The sequence below is a fragment of the Comamonas sp. JUb58 genome, assembly GCF_004364775.1.
Lineage (GTDB): Bacteria > Pseudomonadota > Gammaproteobacteria > Burkholderiales > Burkholderiaceae_C > Comamonas.
In genome coordinates this window covers 39,338-54,831 of the sequence record NZ_SOAL01000003.1, presented here as the reverse complement: position 1 = coordinate 54,831, position 15,494 = coordinate 39,338, and the positions used below count along the sequence as shown (strand labels likewise).

The window sequence follows — 15,494 nt, the reverse complement described above, 5'->3', positions numbered from 1 at the left end:
GGCTTAACCACAACCCAGCGTAGCTGCCAGACGCGTGCTACGCTGTGCGCCCTATGTTCAACCCCTCCCAAGCCGATGTCCGGCGTTTTTTCTGCGCCGCCTATGCCAAGCACCAGGCGGGCCAGCCGATGGAGGCCATCGAGACCCTGGCCAGCCTGTGGATCGATGAGCACCCGGAATACCGCGAAGACCTGAGCGACGTCGACGCGGCCATTGCCCGCAACTACGACCTGACGCCGGAAAAGACCAACCCCTTCCTGCACCTGTCGATGCACCTGTCGATCAGCGAGCAGTGCAGCATTGACCAGCCGCGTGGCATTCGCCAGGCGGTGGAGCTGCTGGCCAAGCGCCTGGGCTCCTTGCACGACGCCCACCATGTGGCCATGGAATGCCTGGGAACGATGCTGTGGGAGAGCCAGCGCTCAGGCCGCCCGCCCGATGGCAATGCCTATGTGGCCGCCGTACAGCGCCAGGCCACCAAGGACTGAGCGGCTGACGACTGCAGTGCCTTAGTTAGCCGCTTGCTTGCTGCGAAAACGCGACTCGGGCACGATTTGCAGCGGGCCGTCCAGACTGCCGATGTAGTTGGCCAGCGCCTTCATCTCGGCATGGGTCAGTTGCTTGGCCATGCCCACCATGATCGGGTGGTTGCGGCCGATGCGGGTGTTTTTCTCGACGGTGTAGGACTTGAGTGCCGCGTAGAGGTAGTCAGGATGCTGGCCACCCAGCTTGGCGTATGAAGGATCAAGCGGCTTGGAGAAGTTGTCGCCATGGCAGCTGACGCAGGTGCCCTTTTTCAGCAGTTCTGCCACCTCGGCACTGGGCACCTTGGATGGTTTGTCTGCCAGCTTGGTTTCACCCACCGTGTGTTGCGCGTAGTACGCGGCCAGATCGGCAATGTCCTGGTCGCTCAGTGAATCGGCGATGGCGCGCATGGTCGGGTGCTTGCGGTCGCCCTTCTTGTAGGCATGCAGCGCGGCGTCGATGTACTTCTCGCTCTGGCCCGAAATCTTGGGCACCTGGTAGACCTCGGGGAAGCTGGCCTTGTAGCCCACAATGCCGTGGCAGCCGATGCACATCGCCACCTTTCCCTCAGCCGCCTTGGCATTGCCCTTGATCTCCTGCGCGCAGACTGCGCTGGTCGCTGACGCGACAAGCAAGGCAAATATCGTGGTCCATCTTTTATTCATTGTGCGCACAATCGTGTGGTTCAGGCCGCCGCTTTGCTGCGGAGATCTGGGTTTATAGTCAACGCTGTACTGGCCCCGTCATCACGATTCTGCATCCACTTCCATGAAATTCCAAGGCACACAGAACTACGTCGCGACCAATGACCTCATGCTGGCGGTCAATGCGGCAATTACCCTTCAAAGACCGCTTCTCGTCAAGGGGGAACCAGGGACAGGGAAAACCATGCTGGCGGAGGAGGTTGCACAGGCGTTAGGCATGCCGCTGCTGCAGTGGCATATCAAGTCCACCACCAAGGCACAGCAGGGTTTGTATGAATACGATGCGGTCAGTCGTTTGCGTGACAGCCAGCTCGCCGACCCCGAGAGCGCGGGCCGCGTCAAGGACATCAACAACTACATCATCAAGGGCGTGCTGTGGCAGGCCTTCACGGCCGACCAGCCGGTGGCCCTGCTGATCGACGAGATCGACAAGGCAGATATCGAATTCCCCAATGACCTCTTGCGCGAAATCGATCGCATGGAGTTCTACTGCTACGAAACGCGCCAGATGATCCGCGCCAAGCACCGCCCGCTGGTGGTCATCACCTCGAACAACGAAAAAGAGCTGCCCGATGCCTTCCTGCGCCGCTGCTTTTTCCACTACATCCGCTTCCCCGATGCCGAGACCATGCAGCAGATCGTGGCGGTGCACTTCCCCCAACTCAAGCAAGAGCTGCTGTCGGCGGCGATGAAGGTGTTCTTCGACATCCGCAACCTGCCGGGCCTGAAGAAAAAGCCCTCGACCAGCGAGCTGATCGACTGGCTCAAACTGCTGGTGGCCGAAGACATTCCGCCGGAAGTGCTGCAAACCGCCGACCAGAAGATCGCCATCCCGCCACTGGTGGGTGCGCTGCTGAAGAACGAGCAGGATGTGAGCCTGTTCGAAAAGCTGGTCTTCATGAACCAGCGCAACCGCTAAAGCAGCCATGGCCACCCCGCAGCAACTGCTGGTCGAAGGGCTGAGCGACGCGGCCGGTTTTCTGGTGGGCGCGCTGCTGGGCTGGGGCATTGGCAGCCTGCTGGGCTGGCAGCTGTTTTCCGAAGGCTATGACGCCGGCAGCATCGCCGCTATTGCCCTGGTGGGGCTGGGCGGCGGCCTGGGGCTGCAACAGGCCCGGCGCTGGCGCAACCGCCGCAGCAACAATACTGAACGCTGAATAGAAAGAGGCATATGGCCTTTGTAGAACCGACTGAACTGCGCGCCCGTGGCGTGCTGCTGACCCCGCTGACCCTGGCGCATGAGGCAGGCCTGCGCGCCGCCGCGCAAGACGGCGAGCTGTGGAACATCCGCGTCACCTCGGTGCCCGAGCCTGAGAACACCCGCGCCTATATCGAGCAGGCCCTGGCCATGCGCGATGCTGGCAACCGCATGCCCTTTGCGGTGGTGGACGAGGCCAGCGGCCAGTTGCTGGGCACCAGCAGTTACCACGACATCGTGCCCGCCTTGAAGCGCGTGGAGATTGGCTACACCTGGTACGCCCGCAGCGTGCAGCGCAGCCATGTCAACACCACCTGCAAGCTGCTGCTGCTGACCCACGCTTTCGAGACCCTGGGCGCGGCCGTTGTGGGCTGGCGCACCGACAACTACAACTTTGCCAGCCAGCGCGCGATTGAGCGCCTGGGCGCCAAGAAGGACGGCGTCATCCGCCACCATGCGCCGCGCCGCGATGGCACCGTGCGCGACAGCGTGCTCTACAGCATGCTGGCTGGTGAATGGCCGGAGGCCAAGGCCCAGTTGCTGTACCTGCTGGACCAGCCGCGCTGAGATTAAAGAAACGGCTGATTTAAGCCGTCTGCAGGTTCAGCACACCCAGATACTGCTCCGGCAGAATCTGGCGCAAATGGGTTTTGACGTTGTCGGCATAGCCGGTATTGGTCATCTGCTCCAGGAAGGTCACCATGTCGACCAGGCCCAGGAGCAGCTCGGTCTCGTCGCCCGCCTGCTGCACACGCACGGCCAGCGCCATCGCATCTGCGCTGCGCTGCATCTGCAAAATGCCCACGGCATACATCTTGCAGCCCGCCAGCGAGCGTTTGCTGCCCTGGCTGGCGCGGGTCTGCTCCACATACACGGGCGCGGCGGGCGCCACCTGCACGGGCGCCGGGGCGGCCACCGGAGGCGGCGGGGGCGGTGGTGGGGGAGGCGGTGGCGCCGAAGGCTGCTGCACGGCCAGATAGCCGCCACTGATCAAGGCATCTAGCACGCTGCCGGCGCTGTCCCCGACCCAACGCGCAATCTCTTGACGCGAGCGGTTGCCATCGCACAAGATCAGAATCTGGCGCTCCTGTACAGACAGGCTGCCGCGGTCACGCAACGCCTGGCGTGCCTTGTCCGTTTTGATCATCACCATGACAGCTTGCCTTTTGAGTACCCTTTAGACTGGAGAGGCTAGCGCCAAACTGTTTCAGATTGTTTACAAACCATGTTGATAGACTTTTTCTACACCTTGCGCGCGGCCAAGTTGCCGGTGTCGGTCAAGGAGCTGCTGACCCTGCTCGAAGCCCTGGACAAGGGCCTGGCCGGCCCCCGCTCCGAGGACGCCTGGAGCCTGGACGATTTTTATTTTCTGGCACGCCTGTGCCTCGTCAAGGACGAGAAGCTGTTCGACAAGTTCGACCAGGCCTTTGGCGCCTACTTCAAGGGCATGGAGATGCTCACCGACTGGAAGAAGGAGCTGCCCGAGGACTGGCTCAAGCAGGTGCTGGAAAAAGAGCTAAGCGCCGAAGAAAAGGCCGCCATCGAGGCCATGGGCTGGGATGAGCTGATGGAGACGCTCAAAAAACGCCTGGAAGAGCAAAAGGGCCGGCACGAAGGCGGCAGCAAATGGATTGGCACCAACGGCACCAGCCCCTTTGGCCATGGCGGCTACAACCCGGCCGGCGTGCGCATTGGCGGCCCGGGCAAGAGCCGAAGCGCCGTCAAGGTCTGGGAGCAGCGCGCCTACCGCGATTACGACGACACCCAGGAGCTGGGCACCCGCAATATCAAGGTGGCACTGCGCCGCCTGCGCCGCTTTGCCCGCGAAGGCAATGATCTTGAACTGGACCTGCCCGACACCATCCGCGCCACCGCTGCGAATGCCGGCTACCTCGATATCAAGATGGTGCCCGAGCGCCATAACCATGTGAAGGTACTGCTGCTGATGGATGTGGGCGGCACCATGGATGACCATATTCAGCGCGTCGAGGAGTTATTCAGCGCCGTCAAAAGCGAATTCAAGCACCTCGAGTTTTATTATTTTCACAATTGCGTCTACGACTACATGTGGAAGAACAATAAACGGCGTTACGCTGAGAAATTCCCTACCTGGGACATCATTCGAAAATACAACAAAGATTACAAACTCATTTTTGTGGGCGATGCCACGATGAGTCCATACGAAGTCCTACAAGCCGGAGGCTCCGTTGAGTACAACAATGAGGAACCTGGGGCCGAATGGCTTAAACGATTGACCCACGCATTTCCCAAGCACGCCTGGATCAATCCGGAGCCGCAAGGCGTGTGGCAATACCGCCAGAGCATCAGCCTGATACAACAACTCGTAGGCGACCGCATGTTTCCCCTGTCACTCAAAGGGCTGGAGGACACGATGCGCTTGCTGTCAAAGTGACCATGCGACACCGTCTGACGACGCCGGTCCTGCCGGCGTTTTTTATTCTTACTGCTGCCCTGCTGGCAGGCTGCAGCAGCACCCCCAAGACCGAAGACGCGGACGGTAGCGCCGCGCATGCCACTGGCGAGCCCGCATTTGATATCACCGTGAAGGCGCCCAAGAAGGTGCGCGAGTATCTGGAGCAGTACGTAGAGCTCAAGCGCTACCGCAACTTCCCCGGTCTGCAGATGAGCGAGATGACGCGCCTGCTGGGCAGTGCCGATGAAGACGTGCGCGAGCTGATGGGCACCTTGGGCTACTTCAGCCCCGAGATCAAGATCGATGCCTATGACACCGGCACCGCCCCGGCCGACAGCGGCATCTCCACAGAAAACAGCCAGGCACGGCCGCAGTTTGTGATTGAGGTCGAACCCGGCCCCCAGACCAAGGTGGCCGAGGTGGAGCTGGACTACAGCGGCGAAGTGACGCAGGAAAAGAACTTTGCCGCGCGCCGCGCCCGCTTCCAGCGCAACTGGGATCTGCAGCCCGGCGAAGGCTTTACCCAAAAGGAATGGAGCAGCGCCAAGTCCGAAGGGCTGCGCAGCCTGCAGCGCAACCGCTACCCCACCGCCAAGATCAGCAACAGCCAGGCCAATATCGATGGCGACACCAACCAGGCCAAGCTCTCGGTGGGCTATGACAGCGGCCCGCTCTACAAGTTTGGTCCCTTGCGCATCGAAGGCACCGAGCGCTACGACGCCGAGGGCATTGCCCGCATTGCGCGCCTGCCCAGCGGCCAGAACTACAGCGAAGCCGACATGCTGGACGCCCAGACCCGACTGGCCGGCAGCGGCTACTACGACTCGGTCTTCCTGACCCTGGACACCGACACTGCCAACCCCAAGGAAGCACCGGTGATCGCCCAGGTGCGCGAGGCCAAGCTGCAAAAGGTGGTGTTTGGTATCGGTATGTCCACCGACACCGGGCCGCGCCTGAGCCTGGACCACACCCACAACAAGATGCCCTGGCTGGGCTGGCGGGCGGTGAGCAAGTTCTCGTTCGAGCGCGACAAGAAGCTGCTGTCCACCGAATGGACCGACCTGCCCAAGGAAAGTGGCTGGGCCTACTTTGGCGCCGGTGAGGTCAAGCGCGAACTGAATGGCGACTTCACTGTCAACTCCATGCAGCTGCGCGGCGGCCACAAAAAGAGCACGGACCATATCGATCGCAGCGCTTTTCTGCAGTACGACTTCTCATCGGTGCAAGGCCAGGAAAAGATTCCCTCGAGTAGCGCCTTGAGCGTCAACTACGGCTGGACGGGCCGCTACTTCAACAACAACACCGATCCCACGCGAGGCTACGGCATTGCCGCTGAGCTGGGCGCGGGCTACACCATCACACCGGACCGTGAGCCCTTTGTGCGCAGCCTGTTGCGCTGGCAAGGCTTTGTGCCGGCCGGCAAGGTCACGGCGCCCAATGGCAGTTCGCGCAGCGCCCGCATCGCACTGCGAGCCGAGGGCGGCGCCATCATGGCCAAGGATTCAGCCGTGATCCCGGCCACCCAGTTGTTCATCACCGGCGGCGACACCACGGTGCGCGGCTATGGCTACAAGAAGATCGGCACCCGCGTGGCCGACGACCAGGTCTACGGCGGCCGCTACATGTATGTGGGCAGTGTCGAGTACCAGCGCCCCCTGGTGCGCAATGGCGAGATCAGCGCCTGGGAATCGGCCGTGTTTGCCGATGTGGGCTCGGTCGCAGACAAGGTTGGTGATATGACGCCCTACTGGGGCATTGGCACGGGCCTGCGCTGGCGCAGCCCCGTGGGCGCGCTGCAGGCCGATGTGGCCTATGGCTTGAAAGACGAACGTTTCCGCTTGCACTTGCGTCTGGGATACAGCTTCTAAAACATGGCAGATACACACGCTATTGCACCCCCGGCCAGCGCCGCAGCGCCAACGGCGGCGCCGCCCAGCGGCCCCTCCTCTGGCCCATCCTCTCCCAAAAAGCGCAGCGGTCTGCGCCGTGCCGCGCGCTATCTGCTGTGGCTGCTGATCGTCCTTGTCGTGCTGCTGGCCGCCCTGCTGGGCGGCGCCTGGTGGTGGACCGGGCAGAACGATTCGCTCGCCCGCACGATCACCCTGGCCCAGCGCTTTTTGCCGGCCGACATGCAACTGCAAGCCCAAGATGTGCAGGGCAGCCTGCGCGGCGGCGGCAGCATTGGCCAGCTGCAGTGGAGCAATCCGTCGATCAGCGTCCAAGTCGACCAGGCCACCATCGGCTGGAGCCTGGACAAGATTCTGGACCGCGAGTTGCGCCTGGCGCCCATCCATATCGCCAAGCTCACCATCACGCCATCGGGCATCGACAAGCCCAAGGAACCTAGCAAGCCTTTGGAGCAGTTACCGCTGCCCCTGCGCGTGCTGGAGGTGCCTTTTACCGTGGACGAAATCATCTGGGCCGCGCCGCAACCCATCACCGTCACGCAGTTTCAGGGCCACTACCTCTATGCCGCTGACAAGCACCAGCTGCAGATCGACAAGGTCCAAGCCTTCAACAGCAACCTGCAGCTGAAGGCCGATGTGGATGCGCTGGCCCCCATGCAGATCAACGCCGATCTGAAAGCCCAGCTCGACCAGCCCGCCACCGACACCCTGCCCGCCATCCTGGCCGATGCCGGAGTGCAGGTCACAGGCACCCTGTCGGGCCTGGACGCCGCCTTGCGCGTGCAGGCCCAGGTCAACCCCCAGCTGCCTGCAGCGGCCGCCAAGCCGGCGGACACCACGCCCGCACCATCCACCGGCAACAAAAAGACTGCGGCCAAGGCGCCTTCGGCCCAAGAGAAAGCCGCCAAGGCCCAGGCGGCCCGCTCCGCCCAAGCGCTGGCCGGCGCCGCGCCCATGCAGGCCAATGTGGATGCCACCGTCTACCCCTGGCGCCCTTGGCCGCTCGGCCCCGCACAGGCCCAGTTGCAAAGCGTCAACCTGGGCGCCTTTTTGCCCAGCCTGCCGACCACCTTGCTCAATGGCCAATTGGCGGTGAGCGAGGCTGCGCCCGAGCTGGTCAGCAGCACCCATACCGCCCATCCCGCGCCAGCGCTGGTGGATGTGCCGGTGGACCCCACGGCCAACAAGGCCGATGCAGCCACCACCGCCGATGCCCAGGACGCCGCCCCCGCCACGCCTCCAGCGCTGCTGCCGGTACCGCTGGATATCCAGGTCGATATCAGCAACGCCCTGCCCGGCCCCATCAACCACCAGCTCCTGCCGGTAAGCGCCGTGCAGACCCATGCGCTGTTTGACGGCCAGCGTGTGGATGTGCTCGACGGCAGCCAGGTGCAACTGGGCAGCGGCAGCCTGACGGCCCAGGGCCACTACCGCCTGGCCGACCACCATGCCGGCATCCAGGCAGCACTGCGCGCCATCAATCCGGCGCTGGTCGATACCCGCATCGACAGTGCACCGCTGTCCGGCAGCTTGTCGGCCCAGTCGCAGAACGAGGCCATTGTTTTTGATGCCAACATCACCTCCGACCGCCGCACGCCCGCCAAGGCTACGGCAGCCAGCACCACCCTGCCGATCGACCGCGTGGTCGCCAAGGGCCAGTGGAAGGCGCCAGAGCTGCAGCTGCAAAGTGCGCAAATTGATGCGCTGGGTGCGCATATCAACGCCAAGCAGCTGACCGCCAATATCAAGCAGCGCAGTGGCGCGGGCGAGCTGTCCGTGCAAGCGCCCGGTGCCAATCTGGATGCCAAGGCCCAGGCCGCACCCCAGCAAGGCCAGGGCAATATCGCCCTGCGCCTGAGCAGTGCCGAGCAACTGCTGCAGTGGCTGCGCAAGGTGCCGGGCATGGCCCAGGCGCTGCCCGAAGGCATGCTGGCCCAGGGCAGCCTGGATGCCAAGCTGCGCTTTAGCGGTGGCTATGGCGATGCGCTGCGCCAGCTGCAGCAGGCCGGCCTGCTGGCCCGGTTGCCGGATGGCCTTCCCTCCGGTGGCCAGCCCTTTGCACTCGATGCCAACATCAGCACCCCACAGTTCAGCGTACGCCCCAGCGCCGAAGCCGCTGACCTGTGGCAGCTGCGCGATACCGAGCTGGCCCTGGTCGGCAACCTCAAGAAAGTGCAGCTGGATCTGCGCACCCAAGCCCAGCATGGCGAGCAGCAAATGGCCGCCCAAATCAGCCTGGCCGCCAACAGCACTGCGGCCAAGCAGTGGAGTGGCGCGCTGAGCAAGCTGCAGGCCCGCGCCACGCTGCCGCCCAATAAGGAGCCCTGGCAGCTGCAACTGCAGCAGCCGCTGGACTTCAAACTGCAGCTGCCCGCCGGCAACCAGCCGCTGCGCGCCAGCACCGGTGCCAGCCAGTTGCAGCTGACTGGCCCGCAGCCCGGCACCGTCACCCTGCAATGGAACCCCTTGCAGTTCAGCCAGGGGGCGGACAAGGCCGTGCAGCTGCAAAGCACCGGCAGCCTACAAGGCCTGCCTGTGCGCTGGATACGCGCCTTCCAAAAGCCCGACCCCAGCCAGGCACAAAAGCACAGCCCGCTCGATTCGGACCTCGTGGTCCAGGGTCGCTGGGATGTCAACACGCAAAACGGCCTCAACGCCAAGGTAGAGATCGAGCGCGCCAGTGGCGATCTGCAGCTGCACACCCAGGGCAGCGCGCCGAAGAACGTGACCTTCCACTCCAGCGGCAAGGAAGGCTCGGTTTCCAAGGCCTTCTCGGCCGAAGGCCAGACCGTTATCGCACGCATCCGCACCGCCAAGGTCGAGCTGACCGTGCAAGACCGCCAGGTGCGCAGCCGCCTGCAGTGGGATTCGGTCAACGCCGGCCAACTTACCGCTGATGTGCAAACCGCGCTGCAGTACGAAGGCAAGAACTACCTGGGCGCGACCGTGGCCCCCGATGCGCCACTCAGCGGCAGCGTGCAGGCACAAATGCCCGACCTGGGCATCTGGGCCAGCTTTGCGCCACCGGGCTGGCGCGTGGCCGGCAGCTTGGCGGCCAATGTGCAGCTGGCAGGCAATCTGCAAGACCCGCGCTGGAGCGGCTCCATCACCGCAGACAAGATGCATATCCAGTCGCAGCTGGATGGCGTGGACCTGCGCAACGGCAGCCTGCGCTCGCAGCTCAACGGCAATACGCTGGAGCTGCAAAGCCTGCACTTTGATGGCGGCGAAGGCAGCCGCGCCCGCATTGCTGGCTACAGCGGCAACCTGACGGCCGCGCCCAGCAGTGGCGGTACCCTGGATGCCACTGGCACCATCAGCTGGACCATGCCGCAAAACGGCGCCGCACCGGATATCCGCATGGACATCCGCACCCAGGCCAAGGCGCTGCAGGTGCTGGTGCGTGCCGACCGCCAGGTGAGCATCTCCGGCCAGGTGCGCAGCCAGCTGCAGCAAGGCCAGATGAGCATCACCGGCGACCTGACCGTGGACCGCGCCAGCATCATGCTGGCCGATGAGTCCTCGCCTAAGCTGGGCAGCGATGTGGTGGTCAGCACCAAGGCCAGCCGCGCCGCTGCTGCCGAGAAGGCCAAGGAAGAGGCAGCCAAGGCTGCCCAGGCCAAGCTCGATGCCCCTGCGGGCCAGGTGACAACGGCCAAGCCGCTGATCCTGAACGTCAAGCTCGACATGGGCCACGACTTTGCGCTGCAAGGCTATGGCATCACCACCCGTTTGACTGGCACGCTCAATGTGCAAAGCAGTGGCGGCGCCGGCATCGGCATGCCGCGCATCACCGGCGTCATCAGCACCGAAGAAGGCCGCTACCGCGCCTGGGGCCAGGTGCTGAATGTGGAGACCGGCCTGATCCGCTTCAACGGCCCCTACAACAACCCTTCGCTCGATATTCTGGCGCTGCGCCCCAATATCTCGGTGAAGGCCGGTGTGCAGGTCAGCGGCTCGGCACAAGCGCCACGCGTGAGCTTGTACTCGAATCCCGAGATGCCCGATGCGGAGAAGATCTCCTGGGTAGTGATGGGCCGCGACCCTGCCAGTGGCGGCGCCAGCAGCGCACTGATGCAGCAAGCGGCGCTGGCCCTGCTCAGCGGTGGCTCGGGTGAGAGCATCACCGGCAATATCGCCAAGAGCCTGGGCCTGGACGAGATCGGCTTTGGCGGCACCGACCGCGATTCCGCCAGCCTGTCCGTCGGCAAGCGCCTGTCGCAAGACCTGTATGTCACCTATGAGGCCGGTCTGGCCGGCACCTTGGGTGCCCTCTACATCTTCTACGACTTCACCCGCAACCTGCAGCTGCGCGGCTCGGCCGGTACTACCAGCGCGCTGGATCTGATCTACACCTTGCGGTATGACTGATTGAGCCCCAGACTGCTTGCAGTGCACAAAGACAAGCCCCGCCGTTACACAACGGTGGGGCTTGTTTGTCAGTGGGGTTGCCAACGATGAAGTCGCCGCTTCTCAGGCAAGTAGGCATCAATCCATGCCTACACCAAAGAAGCCATCACCAGACCACGGCGCCTCACTCGCCGCACTGCGCTGGCTCCGCACCCTTGCGGCCACACTTGCTGGCAACTGCGCCAGCACCTTGGGGAATGCTCTGCAATACGCCGTTTGCACCCCAGCCATTTCCGCCAACTGCCGGAAGCTGATCCAGGCACCCTCCGGCACCGCGCAGGCCACCTGTTGGACCCGTGTCTGCCACTGGTCGCTGAACGCCGGCGCCATCGCAGGGCATATCGCCACTTCATCACCGCTGCGCACGGTGCCGCCTCGCAGCACGCGGGCGAGCATGCCTCGGTCTCGGCCGATCTTGGCAACAATCCCCGGGGACCTGCGCTCCAGCAACCGGCAGGGTTCACAGAGAAAGGTGATCCAAAGCACTACATCGCTGCCAATCCGCAGCAGATCACCGGAGCTAAGCCCGCTGGTCGAGAAATCCACCCGCAGATTCTCTCGGAGTGCTCCTTCCGCCAATCCCCAGCGTTGATAGGCATCGGTGCCGGCGATCAGCAATTGACGAGGAGATAGGGGAGCAGCATGGCAATCCCCTGCCAAGCCACAGCCGCTGATGGCCTCCACCTCTGCCACCGATCGAGGCGCGGGCTCCTTGCCGGCTCTGACGTAAAGGGCCTGCAGGGAACCGATGGGTTGCCAGCGGTCGTTCAGTGCTGCGAACGTGGGGAGTGAGGTGGGATGGGCAGGAGACATGCTGAGAAATTTTGCGCCTCAGCAGGAGTTTGCCTGGTGTCGCAACTTCTTACATTCCAGTCAGCCAGCTGCGCAGAGGGGCATCCCGCCTCCTGACCAGCACATCGGATGCAGACCCCTGCCAGATTGGCTGCGAGGCTCGGCAAGTCCTCTACAATAGGCTGCTGTCCCTCTCCGTAGTTCAATGGATAGAACGAGTGCCTCCTAAGCGCTAGATACAGGTTCGATTCCTGTCGGGGGGACCATGGTTTTGCAATGAAATCATGCATCTATGCTGCGCCAAGATACAAGTGGGACAAGACTGAGTCATAGCGGGTCTTGCATGCGCCGTTTGCTTTGCAACCCGCCTCCGGCGCTAGGCTGTCATCACCCTGACCGGTGCTTAAGGCCAAAACCAACACCCCCCAGTACGGCGCTCAACGACAGCAGCCCCAATAAACCCAGCCCTGGCACAGGGGTGGCCTTCAGCGGCGTCGCCTGGACACGCCAAACATAGTTGGTCTGGTCCTCGAAGCAGTTGTCATCCACATACGCTGAACGGGCTGTATTGATGCCGCCTGGGTCGTCATAGCCAGATGCACCTTGGTCCACTTTGCCGCCTTCAGGAAAGACGCCACATTCCAGTCCCCAGGGCGAGTAGTAGCCGGTGTGCGTGATCGTTGAGGGATTGCTGATGCTGGGATTGATGGAGATCGCGTAGTCGGTTGGAGCGCCGCCGAAGAGTAAGGCCGCGGCCTCCTGTGCTGAATAGACCTGGGGATTGGTATCCCAAGCCGCCCCGTCCTGGACTCTGTAGCTTCCCACATAGGTTTGTGCGGAGGCAGAAGCAGCGAGCACTGCAAAGGAGGCCAGGGCAAGCAGAGGTTGGCGCATACAAGTTTTTCTCGATAACGGCTGCACGCGATTCTATGGCGACAATTTTTAACAATCAATGAAGTTTGTACTTGCTCCGATAATTCGGCACGCACGCAACACCTTTCGGATTTTTGGGCTTAGCACTGAGCCCACCGAGGCGCGCGTCATAGATCGCAGATACTACGGGCCGAATGAGGAAGGCATGCCATGGGAACCGTATTCAAATATGTTGTAGACACTGCCCTGTGCAGCGTAGCGAATGAGCTCTGCCAGCACTGTGAGCGGCCCGAGCTGCCGGTCTATGGCTATCGCGGAACCGTGGTGGATCCGCAGCTCGCGGCAAACGTGGAACTGGCGCAAGCGGAACCCGAAGTTTTCTATTTGTGCGCCGACTGCATCCAGGGCGGCAATGTGGTTCGATCGAACCGACACGATGTGGAGCAGACCGTTCAACGCCTGGCCACAGACCCCGCCCGCGCTTGGCAAGCGTTCAACCAGCTGCCCGGCATTCCGCTTTTTCTGCAAGGCTGCTTTGACTGACCGTTTTGCTGTGACAGCTGGTGTGAATTCACAGGCTCACCCGTCGATTTTCAGCAGCTGCTGGCCACGCAGCACTCGCAGCAATATTGGGAAAAGGGCCTGGGAAGAACGCCGAGAAATTTTGCCACCCAAGGGGCGCCCGAATCACTCCGAGAAGTGTCTCTGTTTGCTTGCCATTGCTGCGCTACGCGCTACTACAGCGACCAGTTCAGCTGAGCCCCCTTGGGGGCCAAGAGCCCGCATCTCCGCAGCAAGGCTATGAATGCAGCGGCTGGCCCGTGGAACGCGTACCCAGCGACTGCATGCAGCGAACCAGATAGCCATCAGGATCCGCCACGATCATTTGTCGCTGCCCCACCTCATGACCCCCCTGCCGGTACCAGCGCTCCTCCATCGGCCAGAAAAGCGCAATGCCCTGCCGGGCACAGCGGTCCGCGATTTCGTCCACCGACGGTACCTCCAACTGGAAATTGATGCCGCGACCAAAAGGCGGGACCAGCTCTCCATTCACAAAGCTGCGATCGCCGGGGCCATGCTGCTCCAGCATGATTTGCGCCTTGCCCAGCGTGAGGTAAGCAAACTGCTCTTCCGGGCGGTCGTACCACACAGAAAACCCAATCACACCGCACCAAAACTGAAGACTGGCCTTGATGTCCGTCACCACCAACTCGGGCACCAGTGCAGAAAACTCCATCAGGAATCCTGTTCAGGCCGAGGCTCGCCGTGCACAGCAGCGCCATGCACAGGCGAAATCTCAGTATGGTTCAAACCGGCCACCCAGCCCACAGACTTGGCGGTCATCGAAGTCCTAGCGCTGCCGGCAGTTCGGCCCATACCAGGCGTTGTTGACGGTGTCCAGGTTGTTGTCCATATCGGCCGCAGAGCAAACGGGAAAGCGCGTGTCGCCATTGCGCTCGATGCTCAGTGCCTTCATGCGCGCATCGCTCGGATGGTCCCGGGCATCGCGCTTTTCGCGCGCGACATCGATGGTCATCATGCACTTGGCGAAAGCATCGGTTCCGGGCTGGTAACCGTAGCCTGCGCAACGCCCCTGGTCCATCTCGGTCCGGCTTTGCGATGGAGCGGATCCACATCCTGCCAAGACAAGCGTAGCCACCAACACCGCTGAAAGTTCTTTAAGCACTTGCGACCTCCTGAGGATTGAAACACCCACGTGCGCGGGCACTCGCATGGACGCGAACGGCCCCCCACCCCGTTAGCCAAGCAGCATCGCCAACAACACGGCACACAGCAACGCGATATAGACCTTGGCATGGATGCCGTCCGGGATCTTACCAATCCATCGCGATGTTGTGCGGATTCCGATCCAGGAGCCCAGCACCAACACCGCGCAGGCCCGCAGATCGATAAAGCCAATATGCCAGGCGCCCAAAGAGGCGGTGTTCCAAGCCATCACTGCATGGGTGGTGGTGCCTACGACGGCCATGGGCAGCGACAGCGGGTTGGCTGCTGCCGTGGCCGCCGTCATGCTGGCGCCGCGCCGGCGCATCAGCGGCACCGTCATCACACTGCCGCCCACGCCCAGAAAGGCGGCAATCGCACCGATCGACAGACCGGCCGCAGCGGCAGCGGGTTTGGCCATGGGGTGCATCTCGCTGCGATGGCTGCGGGTGAAGCCCGAGCGCAACAGGCTGTCCAGAATCGTCAATCCCAGGTAGACGATAAAGGCCCAGCGGATCCAGCTGCCGCTCAGCAGCAGCGCCGCGATGGCACCGGGTATCGCCCCCAACGCGACATAGCCCAGCAGTGGCCGCACCTGGCGCCAGGGCAAGGTTCCGGCCTTGTGGTGCCGCCAGCTGGCCATGCCCGCGCCAAAAATCATGACGCAGGTGGAAGTAGCGACTGCGATATGCATCGCGGCGCGCCCCATCTCACTGCCGGCACCATAGACCTCGACCAGCACCGAGTACAGCAGCGGCACGACCACAAAGCCGCCCCCAAAACCAAACAGCACGGTGGTCACACCGGCAAGAACACCAAAACACAGCAGCAGCAAATACATAAGAAGCAGATATCCAAAATGGCAAAGCGCCACGATAGAAAAAAATGCGGCGGCTGACATTCAACAAATAGCCAAACATCCTCGC

General features: G+C 62.7%; 15 protein-coding genes and 1 tRNA gene. 9 read left to right on the top strand and 7 right to left on the bottom strand.

All coding sequences use genetic code 11. The annotated features are described in order from the left end of the window. Positions 1-53 precede the first annotated feature (53 nt). Positions 54-488: a DUF1841 family protein gene (locus tag EDF71_RS03800; RefSeq protein ID WP_021025342.1), complete on the top strand. Its 435-nt coding sequence runs from the start codon at positions 54-56 to the stop codon at positions 486-488. A gap of 21 nt (positions 489-509) precedes the next feature. Here EDF71_RS03800 and EDF71_RS03795 read toward each other — a convergent pair whose 3' ends face one another. Further along, positions 510-1,190, bottom strand: a complete 681-nt coding sequence (locus tag EDF71_RS03795) for a c-type cytochrome (protein ID WP_133855312.1) — start codon at positions 1,188-1,190, stop codon at positions 510-512. A gap of 103 nt (positions 1,191-1,293) precedes the next feature. On the opposite strand from EDF71_RS03795, the gene EDF71_RS03790 reads away from it, so the two are divergent. From EDF71_RS03790 to EDF71_RS03780, 3 genes are read left to right on the top strand one after another with little or no spacing between them, the layout of a single operon-like run. Continuing rightward, positions 1,294-2,148: a MoxR family ATPase gene (locus EDF71_RS03790; RefSeq protein ID WP_133855311.1), complete on the top strand. Its 855-nt coding sequence runs from the start codon at positions 1,294-1,296 to the stop codon at positions 2,146-2,148. Between the two features lie 7 nt (positions 2,149-2,155). Continuing rightward, positions 2,156-2,386 carry a hypothetical protein gene (locus tag EDF71_RS03785; RefSeq protein WP_133855310.1) on the top strand — a complete coding sequence of 77 codons (231 nt, stop codon included), beginning with the start codon at positions 2,156-2,158 and terminating at the stop codon, positions 2,384-2,386. Between the two features lie 14 nt (positions 2,387-2,400). Beyond that, the gene (locus EDF71_RS03780) at positions 2,401-2,994 is read left to right on the top strand and encodes a GNAT family protein (protein ID WP_133855309.1); all 594 of its coding nucleotides are present in this window, start codon (positions 2,401-2,403) and stop codon (positions 2,992-2,994) included. A gap of 19 nt (positions 2,995-3,013) precedes the next feature. Here EDF71_RS03780 and EDF71_RS24920 read toward each other — a convergent pair whose 3' ends face one another. Further along, positions 3,014-3,580 (bottom strand): hypothetical protein, encoded by a 567-nt coding sequence (locus tag EDF71_RS24920; RefSeq protein ID WP_166656445.1) that lies wholly within the window; start codon positions 3,578-3,580, stop codon positions 3,014-3,016. Positions 3,581-3,652: 72 nt separating this feature from the next. Here EDF71_RS24920 and EDF71_RS03765 point away from each other — a divergent pair, with 72 nt between their 5' ends. Genes EDF71_RS03765 through EDF71_RS03755 form a run of 3 tightly spaced genes read left to right on the top strand, consistent with a single transcriptional unit; the run spans position 3,653 to position 11,139 of the window. Continuing rightward, positions 3,653-4,840 carry a VWA domain-containing protein gene (locus EDF71_RS03765; RefSeq protein WP_133855306.1) on the top strand — a complete coding sequence of 396 codons (1,188 nt, stop codon included), beginning with the start codon at positions 3,653-3,655 and terminating at the stop codon, positions 4,838-4,840. 2 nt (positions 4,841-4,842) lie between these two features. Further along, a complete protein-coding gene (locus tag EDF71_RS03760) occupies positions 4,843-6,729 on the top strand; it encodes an autotransporter assembly complex family protein (protein ID WP_133855305.1) in 1,887 nt (628 codons plus the stop codon). A 3-nt stretch (positions 6,730-6,732) separates the two neighbouring features. Next, the gene (locus EDF71_RS03755) at positions 6,733-11,139 is read left to right on the top strand and encodes a translocation/assembly module TamB domain-containing protein (protein ID WP_133855304.1); all 4,407 of its coding nucleotides are present in this window, start codon (positions 6,733-6,735) and stop codon (positions 11,137-11,139) included. Positions 11,140-11,256: 117 nt separating this feature from the next. Here EDF71_RS03755 and EDF71_RS03750 read toward each other — a convergent pair whose 3' ends face one another. Further along, positions 11,257-11,991, bottom strand: coding sequence for an MOSC domain-containing protein (locus tag EDF71_RS03750; RefSeq protein WP_133855303.1), 735 nt, complete (start codon positions 11,989-11,991; stop codon positions 11,257-11,259). 170 nt (positions 11,992-12,161) lie between these two features. Here EDF71_RS03750 and EDF71_RS03745 point away from each other — a divergent pair. After that, positions 12,162-12,236 (top strand) — tRNA-Arg (locus tag EDF71_RS03745). Between the two features lie 121 nt (positions 12,237-12,357). Here EDF71_RS03745 and EDF71_RS03740 read toward each other — a convergent pair. Next, complete coding sequence (locus EDF71_RS03740; protein ID WP_133855302.1) at positions 12,358-12,864, bottom strand: PEP-CTERM sorting domain-containing protein; 507 nt, start codon at positions 12,862-12,864, stop codon at positions 12,358-12,360. 189 nt (positions 12,865-13,053) lie between these two features. On the opposite strand from EDF71_RS03740, the gene EDF71_RS03735 reads away from it, so the two are divergent. Then, positions 13,054-13,386 carry a hypothetical protein gene (locus EDF71_RS03735; RefSeq protein ID WP_133855301.1) on the top strand — a complete coding sequence of 111 codons (333 nt, stop codon included), beginning with the start codon at positions 13,054-13,056 and terminating at the stop codon, positions 13,384-13,386. Positions 13,387-13,642: 256 nt separating this feature from the next. Here EDF71_RS03735 and EDF71_RS03730 read toward each other — a convergent pair whose 3' ends face one another. The 3 genes from EDF71_RS03730 to EDF71_RS03720 all read right to left on the bottom strand — a co-directional run bounded on the left by EDF71_RS03730 (position 13,643) and on the right by EDF71_RS03720 (position 15,409). Beyond that, positions 13,643-14,080 (bottom strand): VOC family protein, encoded by a 438-nt coding sequence (locus EDF71_RS03730; protein WP_133855300.1) that lies wholly within the window; start codon positions 14,078-14,080, stop codon positions 13,643-13,645. 114 nt (positions 14,081-14,194) lie between these two features. After that, the gene (locus EDF71_RS03725) at positions 14,195-14,380 is read right to left on the bottom strand and encodes a hypothetical protein (protein WP_133855299.1); all 186 of its coding nucleotides are present in this window, start codon (positions 14,378-14,380) and stop codon (positions 14,195-14,197) included. 222 nt (positions 14,381-14,602) lie between these two features. Further along, positions 14,603-15,409, bottom strand: a complete 807-nt coding sequence (locus tag EDF71_RS03720; RefSeq protein WP_208300992.1) for a sulfite exporter TauE/SafE family protein — start codon at positions 15,407-15,409, stop codon at positions 14,603-14,605. Positions 15,410-15,494 lie beyond the last annotated feature (85 nt).

Coding starts and splice junctions, on each gene's coding strand:
- EDF71_RS03800 (WP_021025342.1), top strand. CDS start 54: ATGTTCAACCCCTCCCAAGCCGATGTCCGGCGTTTTTTCTGCGCCGCC.
- EDF71_RS03795 (WP_133855312.1), bottom strand. CDS start 1,190: ATGAATAAAAGATGGACCACGATATTTGCCTTGCTTGTCGCGTCAGCG.
- EDF71_RS03790 (WP_133855311.1), top strand. CDS start 1,294: ATGAAATTCCAAGGCACACAGAACTACGTCGCGACCAATGACCTCATG.
- EDF71_RS03785 (WP_133855310.1), top strand. CDS start 2,156: ATGGCCACCCCGCAGCAACTGCTGGTCGAAGGGCTGAGCGACGCGGCC.
- EDF71_RS03780 (WP_133855309.1), top strand. CDS start 2,401: ATGGCCTTTGTAGAACCGACTGAACTGCGCGCCCGTGGCGTGCTGCTG.
- EDF71_RS24920 (WP_166656445.1), bottom strand. CDS start 3,580: ATGGTGATGATCAAAACGGACAAGGCACGCCAGGCGTTGCGTGACCGC.
- EDF71_RS03765 (WP_133855306.1), top strand. CDS start 3,653: ATGTTGATAGACTTTTTCTACACCTTGCGCGCGGCCAAGTTGCCGGTG.
- EDF71_RS03760 (WP_133855305.1), top strand. CDS start 4,843: ATGCGACACCGTCTGACGACGCCGGTCCTGCCGGCGTTTTTTATTCTT.
- EDF71_RS03755 (WP_133855304.1), top strand. CDS start 6,733: ATGGCAGATACACACGCTATTGCACCCCCGGCCAGCGCCGCAGCGCCA.
- EDF71_RS03750 (WP_133855303.1), bottom strand. CDS start 11,991: ATGTCTCCTGCCCATCCCACCTCACTCCCCACGTTCGCAGCACTGAAC.
- EDF71_RS03740 (WP_133855302.1), bottom strand. CDS start 12,864: ATGCGCCAACCTCTGCTTGCCCTGGCCTCCTTTGCAGTGCTCGCTGCT.
- EDF71_RS03735 (WP_133855301.1), top strand. CDS start 13,054: ATGGGAACCGTATTCAAATATGTTGTAGACACTGCCCTGTGCAGCGTA.
- EDF71_RS03730 (WP_133855300.1), bottom strand. CDS start 14,080: ATGGAGTTTTCTGCACTGGTGCCCGAGTTGGTGGTGACGGACATCAAG.
- EDF71_RS03725 (WP_133855299.1), bottom strand. CDS start 14,380: ATGACCATCGATGTCGCGCGCGAAAAGCGCGATGCCCGGGACCATCCG.
- EDF71_RS03720 (WP_208300992.1), bottom strand. CDS start 15,409: ATGTATTTGCTGCTGCTGTGTTTTGGTGTTCTTGCCGGTGTGACCACC.